Source organism: Pontixanthobacter sp. (genome assembly GCF_049682855.1).
In the GTDB taxonomy this organism is placed as follows: Bacteria; Pseudomonadota; Alphaproteobacteria; order Sphingomonadales; family Sphingomonadaceae; genus Pontixanthobacter.
Map to the genome: position 1 here is coordinate 229,256 of NZ_JBAUIK010000009.1, position 18,708 is coordinate 247,963.

An 18,708-nucleotide genomic window follows, 5' to 3' on the forward strand; every position below is an offset into this window, starting at 1 on the left:
CTTTGGCGCGAACGGTGTTGGATATACCGGCAATGCGCAAAAAGCTGGCGCAGAAAACTGGCGCAGAAAACTGGCGCATAATCGAGGGATCGACAATGGGAAAGAGCGCCGCGAGCAATAGCCGCCAATCCGCCTGTAGGAAACGGCAAACCCTCTCCGCTGAAGGGGGAGAGGAAGGAGGCGCGCGAGCGCCGGGAGGAGAGGGGAAAGAACCGCGCCAATCACTCCGGGATCACTCCGGGATCACTCCGGAATCACTCCGGTATCACTCCGGAATCACTTGGGGGCCCTCAACCATTGCCCCACTCCCTTCGCAGCCATGCTGCTCTTCCCTCTCCCCTAAAGGGTAGAGGGAACCTCACGCCTCCAGCGGCAGTACGATCTCGCCCATGATCCGGTCCGTTTCGGTCAGGATTTTGATGATGTTCTGATAATGGCCAATATCATCCCATGACAATGCGCGCCCCTTGCGGTCTTTCAGCCATTTCTGCGCGGGCTGGTATCCGCCAATATGGAACTCCCACGCGGTTTGCGGCACGCCGTCAAAATACTGGTCGGGGTTGATGTGGACGCGGCCAACACAGCCCACCCCGCTGCGACTAACGTCACCTTCGGTTCCGTAAGTCTCGCTCCCCTCCCGCTTGCGGGAGGGGTTGGGGGTGGGCAACGTGCCGCCTACAAATTTCGGATACCCCGCCGCGACCACGCTATCGCCCTCGCCCTCGGCAACCTCGCCCATAAAGGGATAGGGCGCCTCCCCAATTGCGGTGGCTTCCATCAGGTGCAAGCGGCGCAGTTCTTCGCCCTTCTCGTTAATATGCGCGAACATTTGCGGGTTCGCGGGATAGGGTATGCGCGGGAAATCGATTTTCAAAAATTCGGCAAAGGTCGCGCGGTAATCGGGTGAATGCAGCACGCCGTAAATATAATCGAACACTTTGACTTCGGATGGGCGCGCATCGCCCGTGGCGGCGCGGAAGGATGCTTTGCTCCCCTCCCCGTGGGGAGGGGTTGGGGGTGGGGGTTCCGCGCTACTGGAACGCCGCACACCCACACCCTCCGCGCTGCGCGCTCCTCCCTCTCCCTCAAGGGAGAGGGCTTTGGCGCGCGCCATATCGGTATCGGCGGGATCAATCTCGGCAGCTTTGCAGATTGCAGCGTAGAGTTTGGGGTCGAGGTTGAGCCGCACCTCTTCATTCAAACGACCATCTGCATGATAGACTGGCTTGTTCGGGTCGGGGTAGAGGTAGAGGGGGGCAAACATACTACCGGTGGTACGCTCAGCACATTTTACATCTGATATGGCGTTCGAGGCGAAAAAGTGATCAACGTTGGACGACTTGTTACTCCGAGCGAACAGGAGCGTTATATTAGCGTTCAATAGATGATCTGAGACCGAGCCGCGCGCCCTATAGGATTTTGGAAGTCGAACTCCGTCCATGAATGGAGAGGGGTCGCTAAAGTACGCAAACCAACGATGATCGAAAGGCTTGTGTAGAAATCTTGTGACTACGTAACTTCGCTCTGGAAATTCGGTTGCGAGGAAATCGCCAAGCTCATTTTGATCAAAGCTTATCAACTCTGACTCGCGGCCAGACTGTATACCCGTCGTGTTATGGGCGAGCAGTTTTTCCAACGAAAAGCCAACCTCATAGATGGGCAATAGCTCATCATTGCGCGGGACAAAATCACACCGCTCACTGCCTCCCTTGAGTATATCGCCACCGAGTTGGGCTCGAAACAGAGCTTTGTTTTTGGATAGCCTAGACCCCCAAAGGTCAGAATGAAAAATGACCGCAGGTTCATTCGGCGCTTTGGACGCGCGCTTTACTGCGATAATTATTGAAACGCCCTGCTTGATGTCAAAGACGTTTTCGTCAGCCTTCCCACCGGGCGCTTTTTCTTCCTTATTGGAGTTCCCGTGCAGGTCGAAAACGTAAATCTTGTCAAACGTATCTTGCAAGTGCCACCGCATTCCTCGCAAGGTTGGGTCGGATAAATATCCGTGGCTCGAAATAAAGCCCACTACTCCGCACCCGTTTTTCTCGATCAGATTTTCGGCCATACGAATAAATTTGTGCTCATCCTTTTTGACCCATTTGGGGTTGCGCTCCTGCAACCTTTGTTTTCCCCCCGGCTCGATCATGTAAGCCTCCATCAGTGACTCAATCCACTCTCCCTTATTCGACGAGTGACCAGAATAGGGCGGATTGCCGATAATGCACATGATCGGGCTTTGCCGCTTTACCTCGCTTGCGCCGCGCGCTTCATCCGCGAGTTGCTGGAAGAACAAATCCTTCACTTCGCGTTCGGCAGGTTCCAGCGCATTGGTCAGCCAGACGGACAAGCGGGGCGGGCTTTTGCTCGGTTTGTACCCGCTCTCGGTCAGCTGCATATCCAGTTTCATATGGCACATGGCGTAACTGGCCATCAACAATTCAAACCCGTGCAGGCGCGGCAGCAATTCCTCCTCCACATAGCTGGACCATTTGCCCGGCGCGCGTTTTTTCACCCGGTCGGCAATGGTCTGAACCGTTTTAGCCAGAAACGTGCCGGTGCCCGTGGCGGGATCAAGTATCTGGACGCGGTGGACGTGCTTTTCAACATAGGTGCGCTTGCCCGTTTTTGGGTCGTCTTGACCCGTATCCCATTGAACAGGGATTTTCTTGGTATCGGCCAGCCCGTCGGGAATATCGAATTCTGTCTTCAGAACATCATCCACCGCGCGCACGATGAAATCGACCACCGGTTCGGGCGTGTACCAGACGCCGCGGCTTTTGCGTTTCTTGGGATTATACGCCGCCAGAAACGTCTCGTAAAAATGGATAAACGGATCATTGCGGGCGGTGAATTTGCCAAATTCCGCGAACAGCGAATGCGGATCGCTGGCGCGCAGCACCTCTGCCAGATCATCCACCACATAACGCAGCCGGTCGGGAATGTCGTATCCGGCGATATAGTGGAACAGCCCGCGCAGGAACGGGTTGGATTTGGGCAGTTTTTCCAGCGCCTCCTGACGGCTGAACGTGTCCAGCGTATCATCATGCAGCCGCGCGGCGAACATGCCGTAAGTAATCGTCTCGGCATAGATATCGGCAAATTCGCCCGGTGTCAGATTGGGCAGCAGATTGTCTTTGAAAGTCGTGAACTGGCGGCCCAGCCCCTGTCGGTATTCGGGATCCTGTGCCAGCGCGATGCCGACCTCGTCCTTGATAATCGCCGCCTTGCCCGCCATCATATCGGCCAGCTTGGCCGCGCTTTTGATGCTGATCGGTTTCTGCTGGACGAAGGATTGTAACTGGCGTTCCAGCTCGCCAAACTTGTCAGGCAGCGGCCCCAGCCCGCCCAGATCGCCCATGAAATCGGCGATGGATGTGTGATGGATCACTTCCTTATCGCGGATAAATTCAAAATCGACCCCATTGGTATAGAGCAGATTGGGGTAGGCATTCTCGTACCGTTTGCGCTGCTCGACGCTGTAGCCCTTTAATTTGACCACATCCTTGGGCAGGTCTTTTGCCTCTGCCCAGCCAAACGCCACGCCGTCCCGCTGGAACAGGAAATCGGGCATTCCCCCTTCGGACCGTTTGGGTTCGTTAATAACGTCGATATCGGGATCGATCGAGCGGAACAGTTCCTCCAGCGCGGCGCGGTAACTGTGCTCTGTCGCCTGACCACTGGCAAAAGTGGCGCTGACCTTGCTGAGGTAACCTTCTATATCCATTGAGTAATTCCCCTGGCCCTCATGTGGTCTTCATAAATAAGACCTTTCGCCGATCACCGCACTATCGGCAAGCTGCGATTTTCTATAGAGGGGCGGCATGACCTCCCCCACCACGCTCGAAATCTCCTCCTCCTTCGCCTTTGCCGCGGATAGCCCCACCGACTGCCTGTTGCAGTTTGAGGTGGCGGTGGCGCCGGGGCAGCGGATTGTCTCCTCTGCGGCCAGCGTAACCGACGGCATCACCACCAACCATGTGGTCGCGGATGACGGGCTTGGCAGCCGGATGTGGCTGACGGCAGATGGCAATGTCTCGGTCACCTATTCGGCGCAGATGGAAATTACGCGGCAGGCGGCGCCCCTGGCCAGCCTTGCCGCAGCGGCCCCGCATGATCTGCCGGGCGAAGCGGTGAAATATCTGTTCGACAGCCGCTATTGCCCGGCGGGCCGGTTTGGCATGTATGTCGATAGCGAATTTGGCGATACCGCAGGGCGCGCGAATGGCGGCGTTCGGGTGGAGGCGATCCGCGCCTGGATCGCGCGGCATTTCAGCTATACCGCCGGGGTCAGCGGGCCGAATACGACAGGCGCGGACAGCTTTATCGACCGCGCGGGTGTGTGCCGTGATTATGCGCATGTGATGGTGATGCTGGCCCGGGCAAGCGGTATTCCCGCCCGCTATGTCAGTTGCTATGGGCCCGATGTATCGCCGCAGGATTTTCATGCTGCGGCGCAGGTCTATCTGGCGGATGGTAGCGGCGCGGGCGCATGGCATCTGGTCGATGCGACCGGCATGGCGCGCGCAGAGGACACCGCGATCATCGGGGTGGGCCGCGATGCCGCTGATGTCAGTTTCCTGACCAGTTTCGGGATGGTAGAGTTTCACTCGAGCGCGGTGGAGGTGGTGCGCGCCTGACGGATGATGTGAATACGTCTGCCGGGCCGAATGCGCGCGTGCGTTCCTGATCCGCACTTGCTACGCTGCCGGTGATTATGGACAAGGTAGCGCAATTACTATGAGTTTTACCGCAGACCGTTTGCTGTTATTCGGCGCCACCGGCGATTTATCGCAGCGGATGTTGCTGCCCTCTTTATGCGCATTGCATGCTGACGAGCTGATCGCGCCCGACCTCAAAATTATCGGTACCGCGCGCTCCGAAATGAGCGACGCAGAATTCCGTAACTTCGCGCGCGAAGCGTTGGAAACACACATGCCCGCCGACCGGCGCGGCCGCATGGCGGATTTCCTCAACCGGCTGAGCTATCAGACATTGGATGCGACATCGCTCGACGGGTTTGATGATCTCGCCAAAGCGGTCGGCCCGACGCAGCGCGGCCTGGCGATTTTCCTCTCCACCGCGCCCAGCCTGTTCGAACCCACGATCAAGGGTCTCCACCATGCGGGGCTGGACGGCGAGATTGTGCGGATCGGGCTGGAAAAACCGCTCGGCAATGATCTCGCCAGCAGCTGCGCGATTAATGATGCGGTCGCCAGTACTTTTTCCGAAGACCGGATTTACCGGATCGACCATTATCTGGGCAAGGAAACGGTGCAGAACCTGCTGGCCCTGCGGTTCGGCAATATCATGTTCGAACCGTTGTGGAATGCCGCGCATATCGATCATGTGCAGATAACAGTGGCGGAGACGGTCGGGCTGGAAAGCCGCGCGGGCTATTATGATACCAGCGGCGCATTGCGCGATATGGTGCAAAACCACATGCTGCAATTGCTCGCATTGGTGGCGATGGAGCCGCCCGGCGATTTTGATGCGACTGCCGTGCGTGACGAAAAGGTGAAAGTGCTCCGCGCATTGCGCCCCGTCAGCGAAGGCGAAACGGTAACCGGTCAATATCGCGCGGGCGCGATCGGCGGCGAAGCGGTGCCCGGATATGATGATGAATTGGGTAAGGATTCCGATACCGAAACCTATGTCGCGATCAAGGCGCATGTCGATAATTGGCGCTGGAAAGGCGTGCCGTTCTACTTGCGTACCGGCAAACGTCTGCCCCAGCGGCGTACCGAAATCGTCGTGCAGTTCCGCTGCGTACCGCATTCGATCTTCGCCGGTAAGGGCGCGAAAATGGAAGCCAACCGCCTGGTTATCGGTATCCAGCCGGAGGAGAATATCTCGCTCAATCTCATGGCGAAAGTGCCAGGCCTTGGCCGCGAAGGGATCCGCCTGCGTTCGGTCCCGCTTGATATTGCCATGCCCGATGCCTTTGTCGGCCAGCACCGGCGGATCGCCTATGAACGGCTGCTGCTTGATCTGATCGAAGGTGATCAGACATTGTTTGTACGCCGTGACGAGGTGGAAGCGCAGTGGGACTGGATTGACGCAATCCGCGCCAATTGGGCGCAAAACGGCCTGACACCCAAAACCTACACTGCCGGTAGCTGGGGGCCAAGCGCCGCGATTGCCCTGGCAGAACGCGATGGAGTGACATGGAATGAGTAGGTTTGGGAATGAGTAGGTTTGGGAATGAGTAAACAACTCCACGACACTCTTCACCGCGTGACGCAGCGCGTGATCGAAAAGTCCCGCGACTCTCGCAGCCGCTATCTCGATCTGATCCAGCGCGAGGGCGATAACCAGCCAGACCGTAACCAGGTATCGTGTTCCAACCTCGCCCATGCCTATGCCGGCGCGCTGGAGGATCAGAGGGCGCTGACTGCTGCAAAAGGTCCCAATATCGGGATCGTCACCAGCTATAATGATATGCTGTCCGCACACCAGCCCTATGGCCGCTATCCTGAAAAGCTGAAAATTTACGCGCGCGAAGTGGGCGCAACCGCGCAGGTTGCCGGTGCCACACCGGCCATGTGCGACGGCGTGACCCAGGGTGAAACCGGCATGGAGCTCAGCCTGTTCAGCCGCGATGTCATCGCGCTCAGCACCGGTGTCGCGCTCAGCCATGCAATGTATGACGGCGCACTGATGCTGGGCATATGCGACAAGATCGTGCCCGGCCTGTTGATCGGCGCGCTGCGTTTCGGGCACCTTCCTGCGATTTTCGTGCCCAGCGGCCCGATGCCCAGCGGCATCTCGAACAAACAGAAACAGGAAACGCGCCAGCTCTATGCAGAGGGCAAAGTGGGCCGCGCCGAATTGCTGGCGAGTGAGCTGGGCAGTTACCACTCACCCGGTACCTGTACATTCTACGGCACTGCCAATTCCAACCAGATGATGATGGAAATGATGGGGCTGCATGTTCCAGGCAGTGCTTTCATCCAGCCGGGTACGCAGTTACGCCAAGCACTCGACCGCGCCGCCGTCCACCGCGTGACAGAAATTGGTATGGGCGGCGATGATTACCGCCCGATCGGCCATTGTGTGGACGAGAAAGCGATTATCAACGCGGCGGTTGGCCTGCTGGCAACCGGCGGATCGACCAATCACGCAATCCACATTCCCGCGATGGCGCGCGCGGCGGGCGTGCAACTGGATTGGACCGACCTGTCCGAGCTGTCCTCCATCGTGCCGTTGCTGGCGCGCGTTTATCCCAACGGATCGGGCGATGTGAACCATTTCCACTCCGCGGGCGGTATGGGCTATATCATCGGCGAACTGCTGGAGGCCGGCCTCGCGCATCAGGATATTCTGACCGTGGGGGACAGCGATCTGGCCCGTTACGCGCAGGAACCGGGGCTGGATGGGGATATTCTGACATGGCGCGCGGTTGGCCCCAGCGGCGATGACACAATGCTGCGCCCTGCCTCCGATCCGTTTCAGCCCGATGGCGGAATGCGTCTGGTCGAAGGCAATCTGGGCCGCGCCACATTCAAAACCAGCGCGGTTTCGCAGGAACGCTACACAATAGAGGCACCGTGCCGCGTATTTGAAAATCAGGCCGATGTGACCGCCGCATTCAAAGCGGGCGAGCTTGACCGCGATGTGGTGGTGGTGGTCCGGTTCCAGGGGCCGCGCGCCAATGGTATGCCCGAATTGCACAGCCTCACGCCTCCGCTGGCCGTGTTGCAGGAACGCGGATACCGCGTTGCCTTGGTTACTGACGGGCGGATGTCGGGCGCGAGCGGTAAAGTGCCCGCCGCGATCCATTGCACTCCCGAGGCGTTGGGCGGCGGACCGCTGGCCAGATTACGCGATGGCGATATGGTGAAACTGTGCGCCAATACCGGCGCGCTGACCACCGCTGCCGATCTGTCAGCGCGCGATGCTGTGCCTGATCCGGCCAGTCATGCCGGATTTGGGCGCGAGCTGTTCACCATGTTCCGCGCCCATGCAGACGGCGCTGAACAGGGCGGATCATCCATGCTGGCGCAGGCAGGTTTATGACTGAGCTGGTCGCGGTGGATATTGGCGGCACCCATGCCCGCTTTGCGATTGCCGATATTGGCAGTGATGGCAGCATTAGCCTGGACGAGCCAGAGACACTGCATACCAGTGACCATGTCAGTTTCCAGACCGCGTGGGAGGATTATCGCGCGCGACAGGGCGGCACCTTGCCGCGCGCTGTATCGATGGCGATTGCGGGCAGTGTCGGGCACCCTGAAGAGGCGCACCGCACAATCCGCTTCACCAATAATCCGTGGATCATCCGCCCTGCATTGATCCGCGAGAAGCTGGATGTAGACGCATTTTCTCTCGTCAATGATTTCGAAGCGGTGGCCCATGCCGTTGCGCGGTCGGATGATAGCCAGTTCCTCCATCTCACCGGCCCTGACACGCCGCTGCCGGCAACGGGCCGCTTGACAGTGCTTGGCCCCGGCACTGGCCTGGGCGTGGCGCATCTTTACCGCGAGACACACGGTGGTTACCGTGTGTCTGCCACGGAAGGCGGCCATATCGATTTCGCCCCGCTTGACAGTATTGAGGACGCGATTCTCGCCCGGCTGCGCAAACGGCACAACCGCGTATCGGTGGAGCGCGTCGTGGCCGGCCCTGCGATCAGCGATATCTACCAGACGCTCGCCGCGCTGGAAGGGAAAGCCGTCGCAGAAGAAGACGATATCACCATCTGGACGCGCGGGCAGGATGGCAGCGACAGTCTGGCTGCCGCCGCCGTGGACCGGTTCTGCCTGTCTTTGGGCAGCGTTGCTGGCGATATGGCGCTGGCGCACGGGGCCAAGGGCGTGGTCATTGCGGGCGGACTTGGCTACCGTATCCGCGACACCCTGACCGCATCGGGTTTTGCCGAACGGTTCCGCGCCAAAGGGCGTTTTGCCGAACTTATGGCGGCTATGCCGGTGAAACTCATCATCCATCCCCAGCCCGGCCTGTATGGCGCGGCGGCGGCCTTTGCATCTGAACACCTTGGAGACACTTTGTGAGCAATATCGAAACCATTATGCGGCTTGCGCCGGTTGTCCCTGTGATTGTGGTGGAGGATGCGAGCCATGCGGTGCCTTTGGCAGAAGCATTGGTGGCGGGCGGTTTGCGCGCATTGGAAGTCACTCTGCGCACCCCGGCTGCGCTCGATGCGATCCGCGCGATGAAACAGGTAAAAGGCGCCGTGGTGGGCGCAGGCACTGTTACCAATGAGGAAGAGCTGGAGGACGCATTGGAAGCGGGCAGCGAATTTATCGTGTCTCCCGGCCTGACCACCAAACTCGGCCAGGCAGCGATCCGCCATGATGTGCCGTTCCTGCCCGGCACCGCCAATGCGGGCGATATTATGCTCGGTCTTGATCTGGGCCTCACCCATTTCAAATTCTTCCCCGCGATGGCAGCAGGCGGCCTGCCCGCTTTGAAAGCCTTGGCAGCGCCGTTTGGCCAGTGCCGGTTCTGTCCCACCGGCGGGATCAGCGCATCCAATGCAGCAGAATGGCTTGCTTTTGACCCTGTGCTGTGTGTCGGGGGAAGCTGGGTCGCGCCCACCGGCAAGCCCGACCAGAGAATGATCGAGGCGATGGCCCGTGAAGCGATGGGCCTGCGCGCATGAAAACCGTGGCCGATCTGACCAAACGTCTGAGCGAACTGCACCAGCAAACGCAGGAAACGCCGCTGTTCAATCCGGTGTTCCAGCTTTCGCTTGACCTGTCGCGGAAGCTGGAGGCGGGTGAATTGTCGCTCAATGATATTGAGAGCATGGTCGCCGAACTGGAATGTCATTCATTGAAAACCCGTGCCGGGCGGCTGCGGGGCACTATCGCCCCGGTTAATTTCCAGTCAAATAGCGACATTCTTGCCGGGCATTGCGATCTCGGCGATTTTGATGCGTTCCGCGCGCAATGGGAAAATCCCAGCCTGCATGCCGTATTCACCGCGCACCCGACATTCCTGCTGACACCCGCACAATCCGCCGCAGTGGCGAGTGCGGCAAGCAGCGATGCCGAGATCACTGACAGCACCTGCACACCGGACGGCGAGCGCCCCGCGATCACACTGCGATACGAGCATGAGCGGGCCATGTTCGCGATCGCCAATGCGCAGGACGCGCGTGACCGGATGGTGGCACAGGCATTGGCCACAGCCGAGCAAAACTGGCCTGCCAAGTGGCATACCGCGCAGCCGCTGCCGTTCCGTTTCGCCAGTTGGGTCGGGTATGACATGGATGGGCGGACAGACATCAAATGGTTCGATTCCATCGGTTTCCGTCTGGCCGAAAAGGCGGAGCGTTTGGGCCGCTATACCGCGTCATTGGAAACGATTGATGACGCGCACCCATTGCTGGATACACTGCGCGATGCCGCGGCCTATTCGCGGGACCGCGCAGCCGATTTCCGCGATGATCTGTCCGAACCGGCGGCATTGTCACAAGCCGCCAATACGCTGACCAGCGATCACCCGCACAAATTGCTCTCTCTAACCCCCGTGATCGACGCGCTGGAAACAGAGGCGGCCGGGGCAGAGACGCAGCGGGCGATTGATCTCAAAACTCTCGCCGCGGCAATGCGGGCCGATGGCCTGGGCATGAGCTGGATCCATTTCCGCGTCAATTCCAGCCAGCTGCACAACGCGATCCGCCGCCGGATTGACCCGGACAATACGCTTGATCTGGGCAGCAAAGGCGCAATGGCGACGCTGCGAGAACTGCTCGAAAAAGTGCAGCCGCTAAGAGCGAATTTTGCCGCGCTGGCTATCGAAAGCAGTACTGCAATCCGGCAGTTCCTGGCGATGGCGCAGATTATCCAGCATGTTGACGGCGATGCGCCGATCCGGATGCTGATTGCCGAATGCGAGCAGCCCTCCACCATTTTGGCGGCGCTTTATTTCTCCAAATTGTTCGGCATTGAAGACAAGGTCGATGTCTCGCCCCTGTTTGAAACAGAAAGCGCGCTGGAACATGGCGGACGCTTTCTTGATGCCTTGCTGGCAGAGCCGATATACCAGACCTACGCACGGCGCCGCGGGCGCGTGGCGATCCAGACGGGCTTTTCCGATGCGGGACGGTTTGTCGGGCAGATCCCCGCCAGCCTCGCGATTGAACGCCTGCAGGGGCGCATGGCCGATGCAATGCGCGATAACGGGCTGACTGATGTGGCCGCTCTGATATTCAATACCCACGGTGAAAGCATGGGGCGCGGCGCGCATCCTGGCGGATTTAGGGACCGGCTCGAATGGCCGCTCAGCCCGTGGGCGCGGCGGCGGTTTGTCCGTGCAGGGATCCCGTTGGAACCAGAGGTCAGCTTCCAGGGCGGCGATGGCTATCTCCATTTCGCCACGCCCGAACTGGCAATGGCAACGCTCACGCGGATTGCCACTTTGCAGCCATCATCAAACGATGCCGGCGCGCCAACCGATCCGTTCTACCGGCGTACCGATCTCAGCCTCGATTTCTACCGGGCAATCCGCAAGCATCAGCGCGACCATCTGGAAAGTGCAACCTACAGCCGCGCGCTCACCGCATTCGGACTGGGTTTGCTCAACAACACCGGCAGCCGCGTCTCGCGCCGCCAGTCTGACCTCAGTGCCGACCGCGACATGAATTTGCGCCAGATCCGTGCGATCCCGCATAATGCGGTCCTTCAACAGCTCGGCTATCCGGTCAACATCATCTCCGGCGTGGGCAGCGCGGCGGACGGCAATTATGAAGATATCGCCGCCTTGCTGAACGACAGCGAACGCGGCAGGCAATTGGTGCGTCTGGTGCGCGCATCCAACGCGCTGGCAAGCATCAAGACTGTGGCGGCCTTTGGCGAGCTGTTCAATTCCGCCTATTGGGCCAGCCGCCCCTATCGCGGCACCGAAAGCCATCTGGCCGGTGCGTGCGAGACACTGGCAGAATACCTCACCAAGGATGACCGGACTGGCGTGTTCCGCCGCCTTGCATCCCGTCTCAGAGTCGATGCGCTGAAACTTCACCGCCTGCTCGCGCTGATCCCGGATGAGGAACCGCACCCTGAACGAGAGACTGTGCGCCGCTCGATTGGCGCGTTGCAGGCATTGCGGCTGACCCTGCTTCAGCACATGTTTATCAAGGCCGTATCGGTTCCGGCCTTTAGCCGCGCCAACGATATCAGCCGTGATGATGTGATCGAAATGGTGTTTACCTTGCGGATCGATGATGCTTTGGCACAGTTGCGCCGCGCCTACCCGACCAGCTTTCCTGGTCTGGAGGATTTTGCCATCAATGAACCAAGCGATTATCCCGATGGCGAAGGCGAAGGTTATACCATCATCCGGCGCGATTATATCGACCCGCTGGACCGGTCATACCAGCTGATCCTGCGGATCGGCGGTGCCATCGCCAATGAATTCGGCGCGCATGGATGAAGACAGTATCCGGTACAACATTTTACCACGCTGGAAAAGCTGTTCCGCCTTGGGACGCGGTGCAATGCTGACTCGCATTTTTAATAATTAGCGGCCATATGTTGTGCATGAGCCCGATGGTAAAATGGATTGGCGGCACCACGGCCGCATTGGTACTGCTTTTTGGCGGCGCTAGCCTCGCTAGCGATTTGATAGCTGGCGATCGTGCGTCATCTGTGGAATTGGCGCAGAACGCCCCCACTCTGGAAGACGCCATTCCGGTCAGCGAAGCCGCCATCACCGGTGCCGCGCCAGCTGCCGCCAGTGATGATGCAGATCGGACGCCGGGCACCGATGGCGCATTGCGAACCGCCGGGATGACAACCGATGATGCAGCTCTTGGCGGCGCACAGCCCAAGCCAGAGCCCGCTGCCAGCCGCAATGACGAAGCCTTTGTGATCAAGCGCATTCTGCCCATTGATGGCCCGATCAAATATGGCGAATGGCATTGGGATGATAAGGGTGTGCCTGACGGGCCGATCGTGATGACGGTTGATCTCGATGCCCGCGTATTATCCGTGTTCAAGGGCGGCTATGAAATTGGCGCGACCGCTGTTCTGCTGGGCACGCAGGAACATCCAACCCCGCTCGGCGTGTTCCCGATCCTTCAGAAGAAGAAGGACAACATCTCCAGCATTTACAACGTTCCGATGCCCTATACGCTGCGGCTGACATGGGACGGAGTTGCGATCCATGCGTCTGACGTGGAAAACGGCTTTGCCAGCCACGGCTGTATCGGCACGCCTGATCCCTTCGCCGCGAAGCTCTTCGCCTTGGTGAAAAAGGGTGACAAGGTGATCATCACCCGGGGCAAACGTATCGGTATGGGCGACCAGATCCTGTAATCTGGATCAGGCAGCGGGGCCGCGCGGCGGCTCCTTCTCGAACCGCCATGCATCGCCCACGGGTTTCACCAGCACGCCGCCCAGATTGCCAGCTTGCCCTGACTGCAAGCGGCCGCGTAACCGGTCAATCGCGCTCCGGCTGACTTTGGACGCAGAGCCGCCGGCAATCATGCAAATCACTCGCTCTATCACCAGCAATTGGACCTGCTCGGGCTGGTGCGGCCGGTAAACATAACGTCTGCCGATGCGCTTCACCTGCCCGTCCCATTCACGTTGGGCGAGCACCTCCAAGGTATTCTGCGCGCGCTCCAGATGCGCCGCGCTCCGGGCAATGGCCGCCACATCCAGCCAATCCGCATCGGCGAGTATGGTGCGCATACGGACACGGTCGAACCGGTCATCAGCATTGGAGGGATCGCGCACCGGATCGATACCGGCGGCGGCCACAATCGCCTCCAGTTCCGCTTTGCGCCAGTCCAGCAAGGGCCGAAACAGCGCGCCGCCGTGACCGGGAATAGTCGTCATCGGGCGGATGCCGGACAGCCCGCCCAGCCCGCTACCGCGATTGAGCCGCATCAGAAATGTCTCTGCCTGATCATCCGCATGATGCGCGGTCATTACCGCAGCGACATTGGCTGCATCATGCCATTTGCCCAGAGCTGCGTAGCGCGCATTGCGCGCCTCGCCCTGAATATTGCCCGGTTTGACGGTTACATTCATTACCGTGTGCGCGACGCCAATCCTGCTGCATAGAGCGGCCACCATTTGCGCCTCTGCGGCGCTGGCTGTCCGCAAGCCATGATCGACCGTGACCGCCCTGACCTCACCGGGACAGGCGGCATGCGCCAGCAATAACAGCGCCAGACTGTCTGGTCCGCCAGATACGGCGACACCCAGTCGATTGGAAGCAAGACCGTGTGTCTCCAGCCCGCCGTGAAACCGGTGGACTAATGCAGGATCGACGCGGCCCAATTCGTTACGGGCCAGTTCGTGGCGGGCCAAATTCGGCGAGCTATCAATTGCAATCGACCTTCGCCAGATTGGCCTGGTACTGGCTGCTGAGGCGGCCCGATGCGAGTGCAGGATACTCATCAGCAAATTCGGCCAGCGCGATACAGGCCCGGCTGGTATCATTCAGGGCAATCATCGCCTCGCCCAGATAGAGCAAGCTGTCAGGCGCGCGCGCGTCAGTCTTATTGGTGGAGTAATTTTTGAGAAACCACGGGGCGGCTTCCTGCGCCTTGCCATCGTCGAGGTAAACACGGCCCAACAGATTGCGGCCATATGTGGCCCGCCAATGGTTGGGATATTGTTCGACAAACATGGTCAGCTGCTGCTGCGCTTCGGGATAGAAGCCAGCATTCCACAGACGAAAGCCGTAGGAATATTCATCATCGGCGGCATCATCGGTTTGCGGTTTGGCAATTTGTTGCACAGCAGCCAGACGCGCGGCGGAGGGGCCGGACGCAGCCGTGGCAGTTTGCGCAGGGACCGGTGTAGCAGATGTAACCGGTGTGACCGTTGATGAATTGCCCGAACCCGCAGCTGTATTGGCCAGTATATTGGCAGGCGCACTGGACGATGCGGCCGCATTACTGCCGCTGGCAGCCGAACCCGGCGTTGTTTCCAGCGCGACCAACCGGTTGGTGATCTGTACCAGCGCATTGCTGTTTACCTCGGTCTGCGCTGTTAAAGATGCGATTTGCGCCTCCATCGCGTCCAACCGGATCAGGATATCGGTGACCGCTGTTGTTGACGGCGCAGTGTTGGCACCGTTTGCGGCGGGCGCGCTGGAAATCTGCGGTTCGAAATACCGCCCGTCACCTCCAGGAAAAACCTGCCGCTGAAGCGCGCGGACTTCAGATTCCAGCTTGCGCAATCGGGCCTCTTCACCAGTTGACTGTGCCAGAGCCGGTATCCCCGTTCCAGCCACGGCAAAAATTGCGAGGCCGCTAATGACGATACGGCGCAAACTGTTACTCATGGTCTTAAACGCTCCAACTTGGTGCATGATGCGGATACCCGCACGATCAATGGCGATGCATGGCATAGGCTGAATGTCCGGTGATGTTAAGCATGTTTCCTGCCCGGACAAAGCCTGTTTGTCGAGCCGGTGGGGCGCTTGATCGGTGGAGACGCAGAAGCGGTCAGCTCTCCGGCGCGGCAATACCCGTCTGCTTGCGGGCAGATTGCGCCGCGAGCAATCCTGCGGCGGTGACATCGACATCGCTGACAACCTGGCTTCTGTCAGACAGAGTACCGATTTCATCACCGCCAATAATGATCGCCAGAGCTTCAGGTTGGCCGGTGCGCAATTGTGGGCCATTGGCAGTGGCAGGAACCGTATAGGTTTCCCCCAACGCCATCTGTTTTTCCATCAGACGCTCACCCTCGGCGTCATAGAATCTGACCCAGACCCCCTCGCCCAGAGATTTGAAAACCACTTGCGGCGAGGGATCAGGCGCGCCGGCAGGCGCGGTGTTTGCCGCCGCCTCTCGAGCTGGCATATCTGACGACGCCTGCTCCTGGCTGATCAGCGCGGCCGGGCCGGAACCGGGTATGAAATAGCTGCGGAAGAACGCGAACCCGCCCACAATAAGCAAGATTGCCGCAAAGGCGCTGAACCATGCCAGACCGCGTGACGGGACGCGCGCAGGATCACCCGGCTCGAATGTTGCCCCGCGGTGCGCGGTATGATCATTACCCAGTTCAGCCAAATGGCCGCGCACCTGCTCGGCAATCTCCTGGTCATTGAGATCAACTGCGCGCGCATATGTCCGCGAAAAGCCAAGTGCATAGGTGCGCGAGGGCAGAGCGCCAAAATCATTCGCTTCTATAGTCTCTAGATGCCGCTGCGGAATACGGGTCTTGGCAGCGACCTGCTCCAGCGTCTGATCCGCAGCTTCCCGCGCGCGGCGCAATCGCGCGCCGGCACTGTCGAGCGGCAACTCGCCATCTGGAAGCTCTGTGTCATCGCTCATCAAAAATCCCTTGAAGCCGGTTTTTCTATCATGCGTAAGAGAAGAGGTCCGCGCTCATACTGTCAAGCATGTAAACTGGCTGAAATGTAAAATCTTGCGGTCTTTGTGGTACGAACTTCGCGGCATGATACTGTTGTGATGTGGGGTTCTTGTTACGCGGGCCCAGGGATGCCCTTACTCGGCCGCGATGCCGCGCTGCTCTGCCCAGGCCTTTATCTCTGCGCGCAGATCCGGCGGCGGGCTGGCCAGCCAGCCGTTCATCGCCGCAGTGATTTCGGCCAGATCGACTTGCCGGACCAGTTCCTTGACCGGGCCAACGGATACAGGCGTGATGGATAGCCGCCGATAGCCAAGCCCGAGCAACGCCAACGCCTCCAGATTGCGCCCGCCCATTTCGCCGCACACGCCCAAATCCACCGCCTGGCCGACCGCTGCCTGTGAAATGCGTCGCAGGAACCGCAAGATCGCAGGGCTCAGCCAGTCATACCGCTCCGCCAGTTTGGGATTGGCGCGGTCTGCCGCAAACAGGAACTGGGTCAGATCATTGGTACCAATCGACAGAAATGACAGCTTGGGAATGAGCAGATCGAGAACTTCAGCCAGAGCCGGAACTTCAAGCATCGCGCCGTAATGGATGGTATCGGGCAATTGTTTCTTGCGTGTCTTCAGAAATGCCAGTTGCTGTTCAAAAACCGCTTTTGCCGCGTCAAATTCCCACGGTTCCGAGACCATCGGAAACATCACGTGTAACGATCGGCCCGCCGCCGCTTCCAGCAATGCACGCGCCTGCACTTTCATCAAGCCTTCACGTTCCAGCGCCAGGCGCAGCGCACGCCAGCCCATCGCCGGGTTTTCATCGGCGTCCGATAATGCCGAACGCAGATACGGGACTGCCTTGTCCCCGCCAATATCGACCGTGCGGAAAATAACCGGCCGGTCACCCGCTGCATCCAACACATCCCGGTATAAACGCAATTGCCGCTCGCGCTGGGGCAGCGTGGCAGACACCAAGAACTGAAATTCCGTACGAAACAGCCCGATTCCATCCGCCCCGACCAGATTGAGATTGGTGATATCGTCACGCAGTCCGGCATTCATCATCACCTGGATGCGCGTGCCGCAACGGGTGAACGGTTCGACATCACGCAATTCGGCATATGCGGCCTGGCGCTCTTTGGTTTTGGCAAAACGCGTAAAGAATGCATCCGCCACAGACTGCGATGGCCGTATTGTTGCGGTGGCCCCGTTGGCATCAAGCAATATCTCGTCACCCTCGCGCACCAGCCCGCGCAGACCGCGCGTCTGACCCAGCACGGCGATCCCCATTGCCCGCGCCACAATAACCACATGCGCGGTCAGCGACCCCTCCTCCAGGATCACGCCTTTCAGCCGCCGCCGGTCATATTCCAGCAGCTCAGCCGGGCCGAGATTCTTGGCAATCAGGATGGTGTCCCGGCGCAGCCCCTGCGTGGCGGCAGTGCCCAGCTGGCCCGACACGATCCGCAGCAACCGGTTCGCCAGATCTTCCAGGTCGTGCATCCGATCGGCGAGCAGAGGATCGTCAATCTCACGCATCCGCATCCGGGTATGCTGCTGGACGCGCTCAATCGCCGCCTCTGCGGTCAGCCCGGAATCGATCGCTTCATTGATCCGGCGACCCCAGCCTTCATCATACGCGAACATCTTGTATGTCTCGAGCACCTCTTCATGCTCGCCGCCTTTGCCAAACTCGGCATTGCTGGCCATTGCATCAATCTGCTCACGCATTTTATCAAATGCGCGGTACACCCGCTGGCGCTCGGCCTCGGTATCGTCCGCCATAACCTGGTCAATGGTGACGCGCGGTTGATGATAGACGGCATGACCGCTCGCCAGCCCCTTTACCAGGGGCAAGCCGCTAAGCGTCAAGGGGCCGGTCGCCTCCGGCGCGAGACCCAGCGCTTCTTCCTCGTCGATCAGCGCATTATTGGAAATCAGTTCTGACAGCACCATTGCCGTTGTCTGCAGCGCCTCGATCTCGATATCTTCATAACGGCGCGGTTCAACATGCTGGACACACACCACACCCACCGCACGTTCGCGGTAGACAATCGGCACACCGGCAAAGGAATGGAATTTGTCTTCACCGGTTTCAGGCCGATACTGAAAATCGGGATGCGCTTTCGCTTCGGCCAGATTGAGCGTTTTGACATTTTCAGCAATGGTGCCGGTCAGCCCTTCACCAATAGCCATGCGCGTAACGTGAACCGCGCTTTTGTTCAGTCCGTGCGTGGCGAATAATTCGAGCATTCCCTCGCGCAGCAAATAGATCGAAACCACTTCGCTATCGAGGTTTTCAGCGATAATATCGACCACGCGGTCCAGCTTGCCCTGGGCATGGGTGCGCGATGCCATAATAGCATGGAGCTGGGTCAGGATCTGGCGGGCGGCAGCAGCTGCGGTCATAG

Annotated in this window: 12 protein-coding genes; 7 read left to right on the forward strand and 5 right to left on the reverse strand. The window is 59.4% G+C overall.

Translation table 11 applies throughout. The features are described from left to right. Nucleotides 1-358: 358 nt before the first annotated feature. A complete protein-coding gene (locus WA922_RS06835) occupies nt 359-3,724 on the reverse strand; it encodes a type ISP restriction/modification enzyme (protein WP_424770936.1) in 3,366 nt (1,121 codons plus the stop codon). A gap of 97 nt (nt 3,725-3,821) precedes the next feature. Here WA922_RS06835 and WA922_RS06840 point away from each other — a divergent pair, with 97 nt between their 5' ends. The 7 genes from WA922_RS06840 to WA922_RS06870 all read left to right on the forward strand — a co-directional run bounded on the left by WA922_RS06840 (nt 3,822) and on the right by WA922_RS06870 (nt 13,280). Continuing rightward, a complete protein-coding gene (locus WA922_RS06840) occupies nt 3,822-4,637 on the forward strand; it encodes a transglutaminase-like domain-containing protein (RefSeq protein WP_424770937.1) in 816 nt (271 codons plus the stop codon). A 100-nt stretch (nt 4,638-4,737) separates the two neighbouring features. After that, on the forward strand, nt 4,738-6,177 hold the full coding sequence (zwf, locus tag WA922_RS06845; protein ID WP_424770938.1) for a glucose-6-phosphate dehydrogenase: 1,440 nt from the start codon (nt 4,738-4,740) through the stop codon (nt 6,175-6,177). 24 nt (nt 6,178-6,201) lie between these two features. Further along, nucleotides 6,202-8,016: a phosphogluconate dehydratase gene (edd, locus tag WA922_RS06850; protein WP_424770939.1), complete on the forward strand. Its 1,815-nt coding sequence runs from the start codon at nt 6,202-6,204 to the stop codon at nt 8,014-8,016. After that, nucleotides 8,013-9,011: an ROK family protein gene (locus WA922_RS06855; RefSeq protein ID WP_424770940.1), complete on the forward strand. Its 999-nt coding sequence runs from the start codon at nt 8,013-8,015 to the stop codon at nt 9,009-9,011. The genes edd and WA922_RS06855 overlap by 4 nt, the downstream gene beginning before the upstream one ends. Next, nucleotides 9,008-9,622, forward strand: a complete 615-nt coding sequence (gene eda, locus WA922_RS06860; protein ID WP_424770941.1) for a bifunctional 4-hydroxy-2-oxoglutarate aldolase/2-dehydro-3-deoxy-phosphogluconate aldolase — start codon at nt 9,008-9,010, stop codon at nt 9,620-9,622. The genes WA922_RS06855 and eda overlap by 4 nt, the downstream gene beginning before the upstream one ends. After that, nucleotides 9,619-12,396, forward strand: a complete 2,778-nt coding sequence (locus tag WA922_RS06865) for a phosphoenolpyruvate carboxylase (RefSeq protein ID WP_424770942.1) — start codon at nt 9,619-9,621, stop codon at nt 12,394-12,396. The genes eda and WA922_RS06865 overlap by 4 nt, the downstream gene beginning before the upstream one ends. A gap of 107 nt (nt 12,397-12,503) precedes the next feature. Next, on the forward strand, nt 12,504-13,280 hold the full coding sequence (locus WA922_RS06870) for a L,D-transpeptidase family protein (protein WP_424770943.1): 777 nt from the start codon (nt 12,504-12,506) through the stop codon (nt 13,278-13,280). 6 nt (nt 13,281-13,286) lie between these two features. Here the strand turns inward: WA922_RS06870 and tilS are convergent, their stop codons facing one another. From tilS to ptsP, 4 genes are all read right to left on the reverse strand, one after another. After that, nucleotides 13,287-14,282, reverse strand: a complete 996-nt coding sequence (gene tilS / locus WA922_RS06875; RefSeq protein WP_424770944.1) for a tRNA lysidine(34) synthetase TilS — start codon at nt 14,280-14,282, stop codon at nt 13,287-13,289. 13 nt (nt 14,283-14,295) lie between these two features. After that, the gene (locus tag WA922_RS06880; RefSeq protein ID WP_424770945.1) at nt 14,296-15,264 is read right to left on the reverse strand and encodes a tetratricopeptide repeat protein; all 969 of its coding nucleotides are present in this window, start codon (nt 15,262-15,264) and stop codon (nt 14,296-14,298) included. A 163-nt stretch (nt 15,265-15,427) separates the two neighbouring features. Beyond that, entirely contained in the window at nt 15,428-16,261 is an 834-nt protein-coding gene (locus WA922_RS06885; RefSeq protein WP_424770946.1) for a RodZ domain-containing protein, read from the reverse strand. 174 nt (nt 16,262-16,435) lie between these two features. Next, a complete protein-coding gene (gene ptsP, locus WA922_RS06890; protein WP_424770947.1) occupies nt 16,436-18,706 on the reverse strand; it encodes a phosphoenolpyruvate--protein phosphotransferase in 2,271 nt (756 codons plus the stop codon). Nucleotides 18,707-18,708: the final 2 nt, after the last annotated feature.

Excerpts from the sequence above, each read along its gene's own strand:
- ptsP (WP_424770947.1), bottom strand. The coding sequence starts at position 18,706 with ATGACCGCAGCTGCTGCCGCCCGCCAGATCCTGACCCAGCTCCATGCT.
- WA922_RS06880 (WP_424770945.1), bottom strand. The coding sequence starts at position 15,264 with ATGAGTAACAGTTTGCGCCGTATCGTCATTAGCGGCCTCGCAATTTTT.
- WA922_RS06835 (WP_424770936.1), bottom strand. The coding sequence starts at position 3,724 with ATGGATATAGAAGGTTACCTCAGCAAGGTCAGCGCCACTTTTGCCAGT.
- WA922_RS06840 (WP_424770937.1), top strand. The coding sequence starts at position 3,822 with ATGACCTCCCCCACCACGCTCGAAATCTCCTCCTCCTTCGCCTTTGCC.
- WA922_RS06865 (WP_424770942.1), top strand. The coding sequence starts at position 9,619 with ATGAAAACCGTGGCCGATCTGACCAAACGTCTGAGCGAACTGCACCAG.
- WA922_RS06855 (WP_424770940.1), top strand. The coding sequence starts at position 8,013 with ATGACTGAGCTGGTCGCGGTGGATATTGGCGGCACCCATGCCCGCTTT.
- WA922_RS06870 (WP_424770943.1), top strand. The coding sequence starts at position 12,504 with ATGAGCCCGATGGTAAAATGGATTGGCGGCACCACGGCCGCATTGGTA.
- WA922_RS06885 (WP_424770946.1), bottom strand. The coding sequence starts at position 16,261 with ATGAGCGATGACACAGAGCTTCCAGATGGCGAGTTGCCGCTCGACAGT.
- edd (WP_424770939.1), top strand. The coding sequence starts at position 6,202 with ATGAGTAAACAACTCCACGACACTCTTCACCGCGTGACGCAGCGCGTG.
- zwf (WP_424770938.1), top strand. The coding sequence starts at position 4,738 with ATGAGTTTTACCGCAGACCGTTTGCTGTTATTCGGCGCCACCGGCGAT.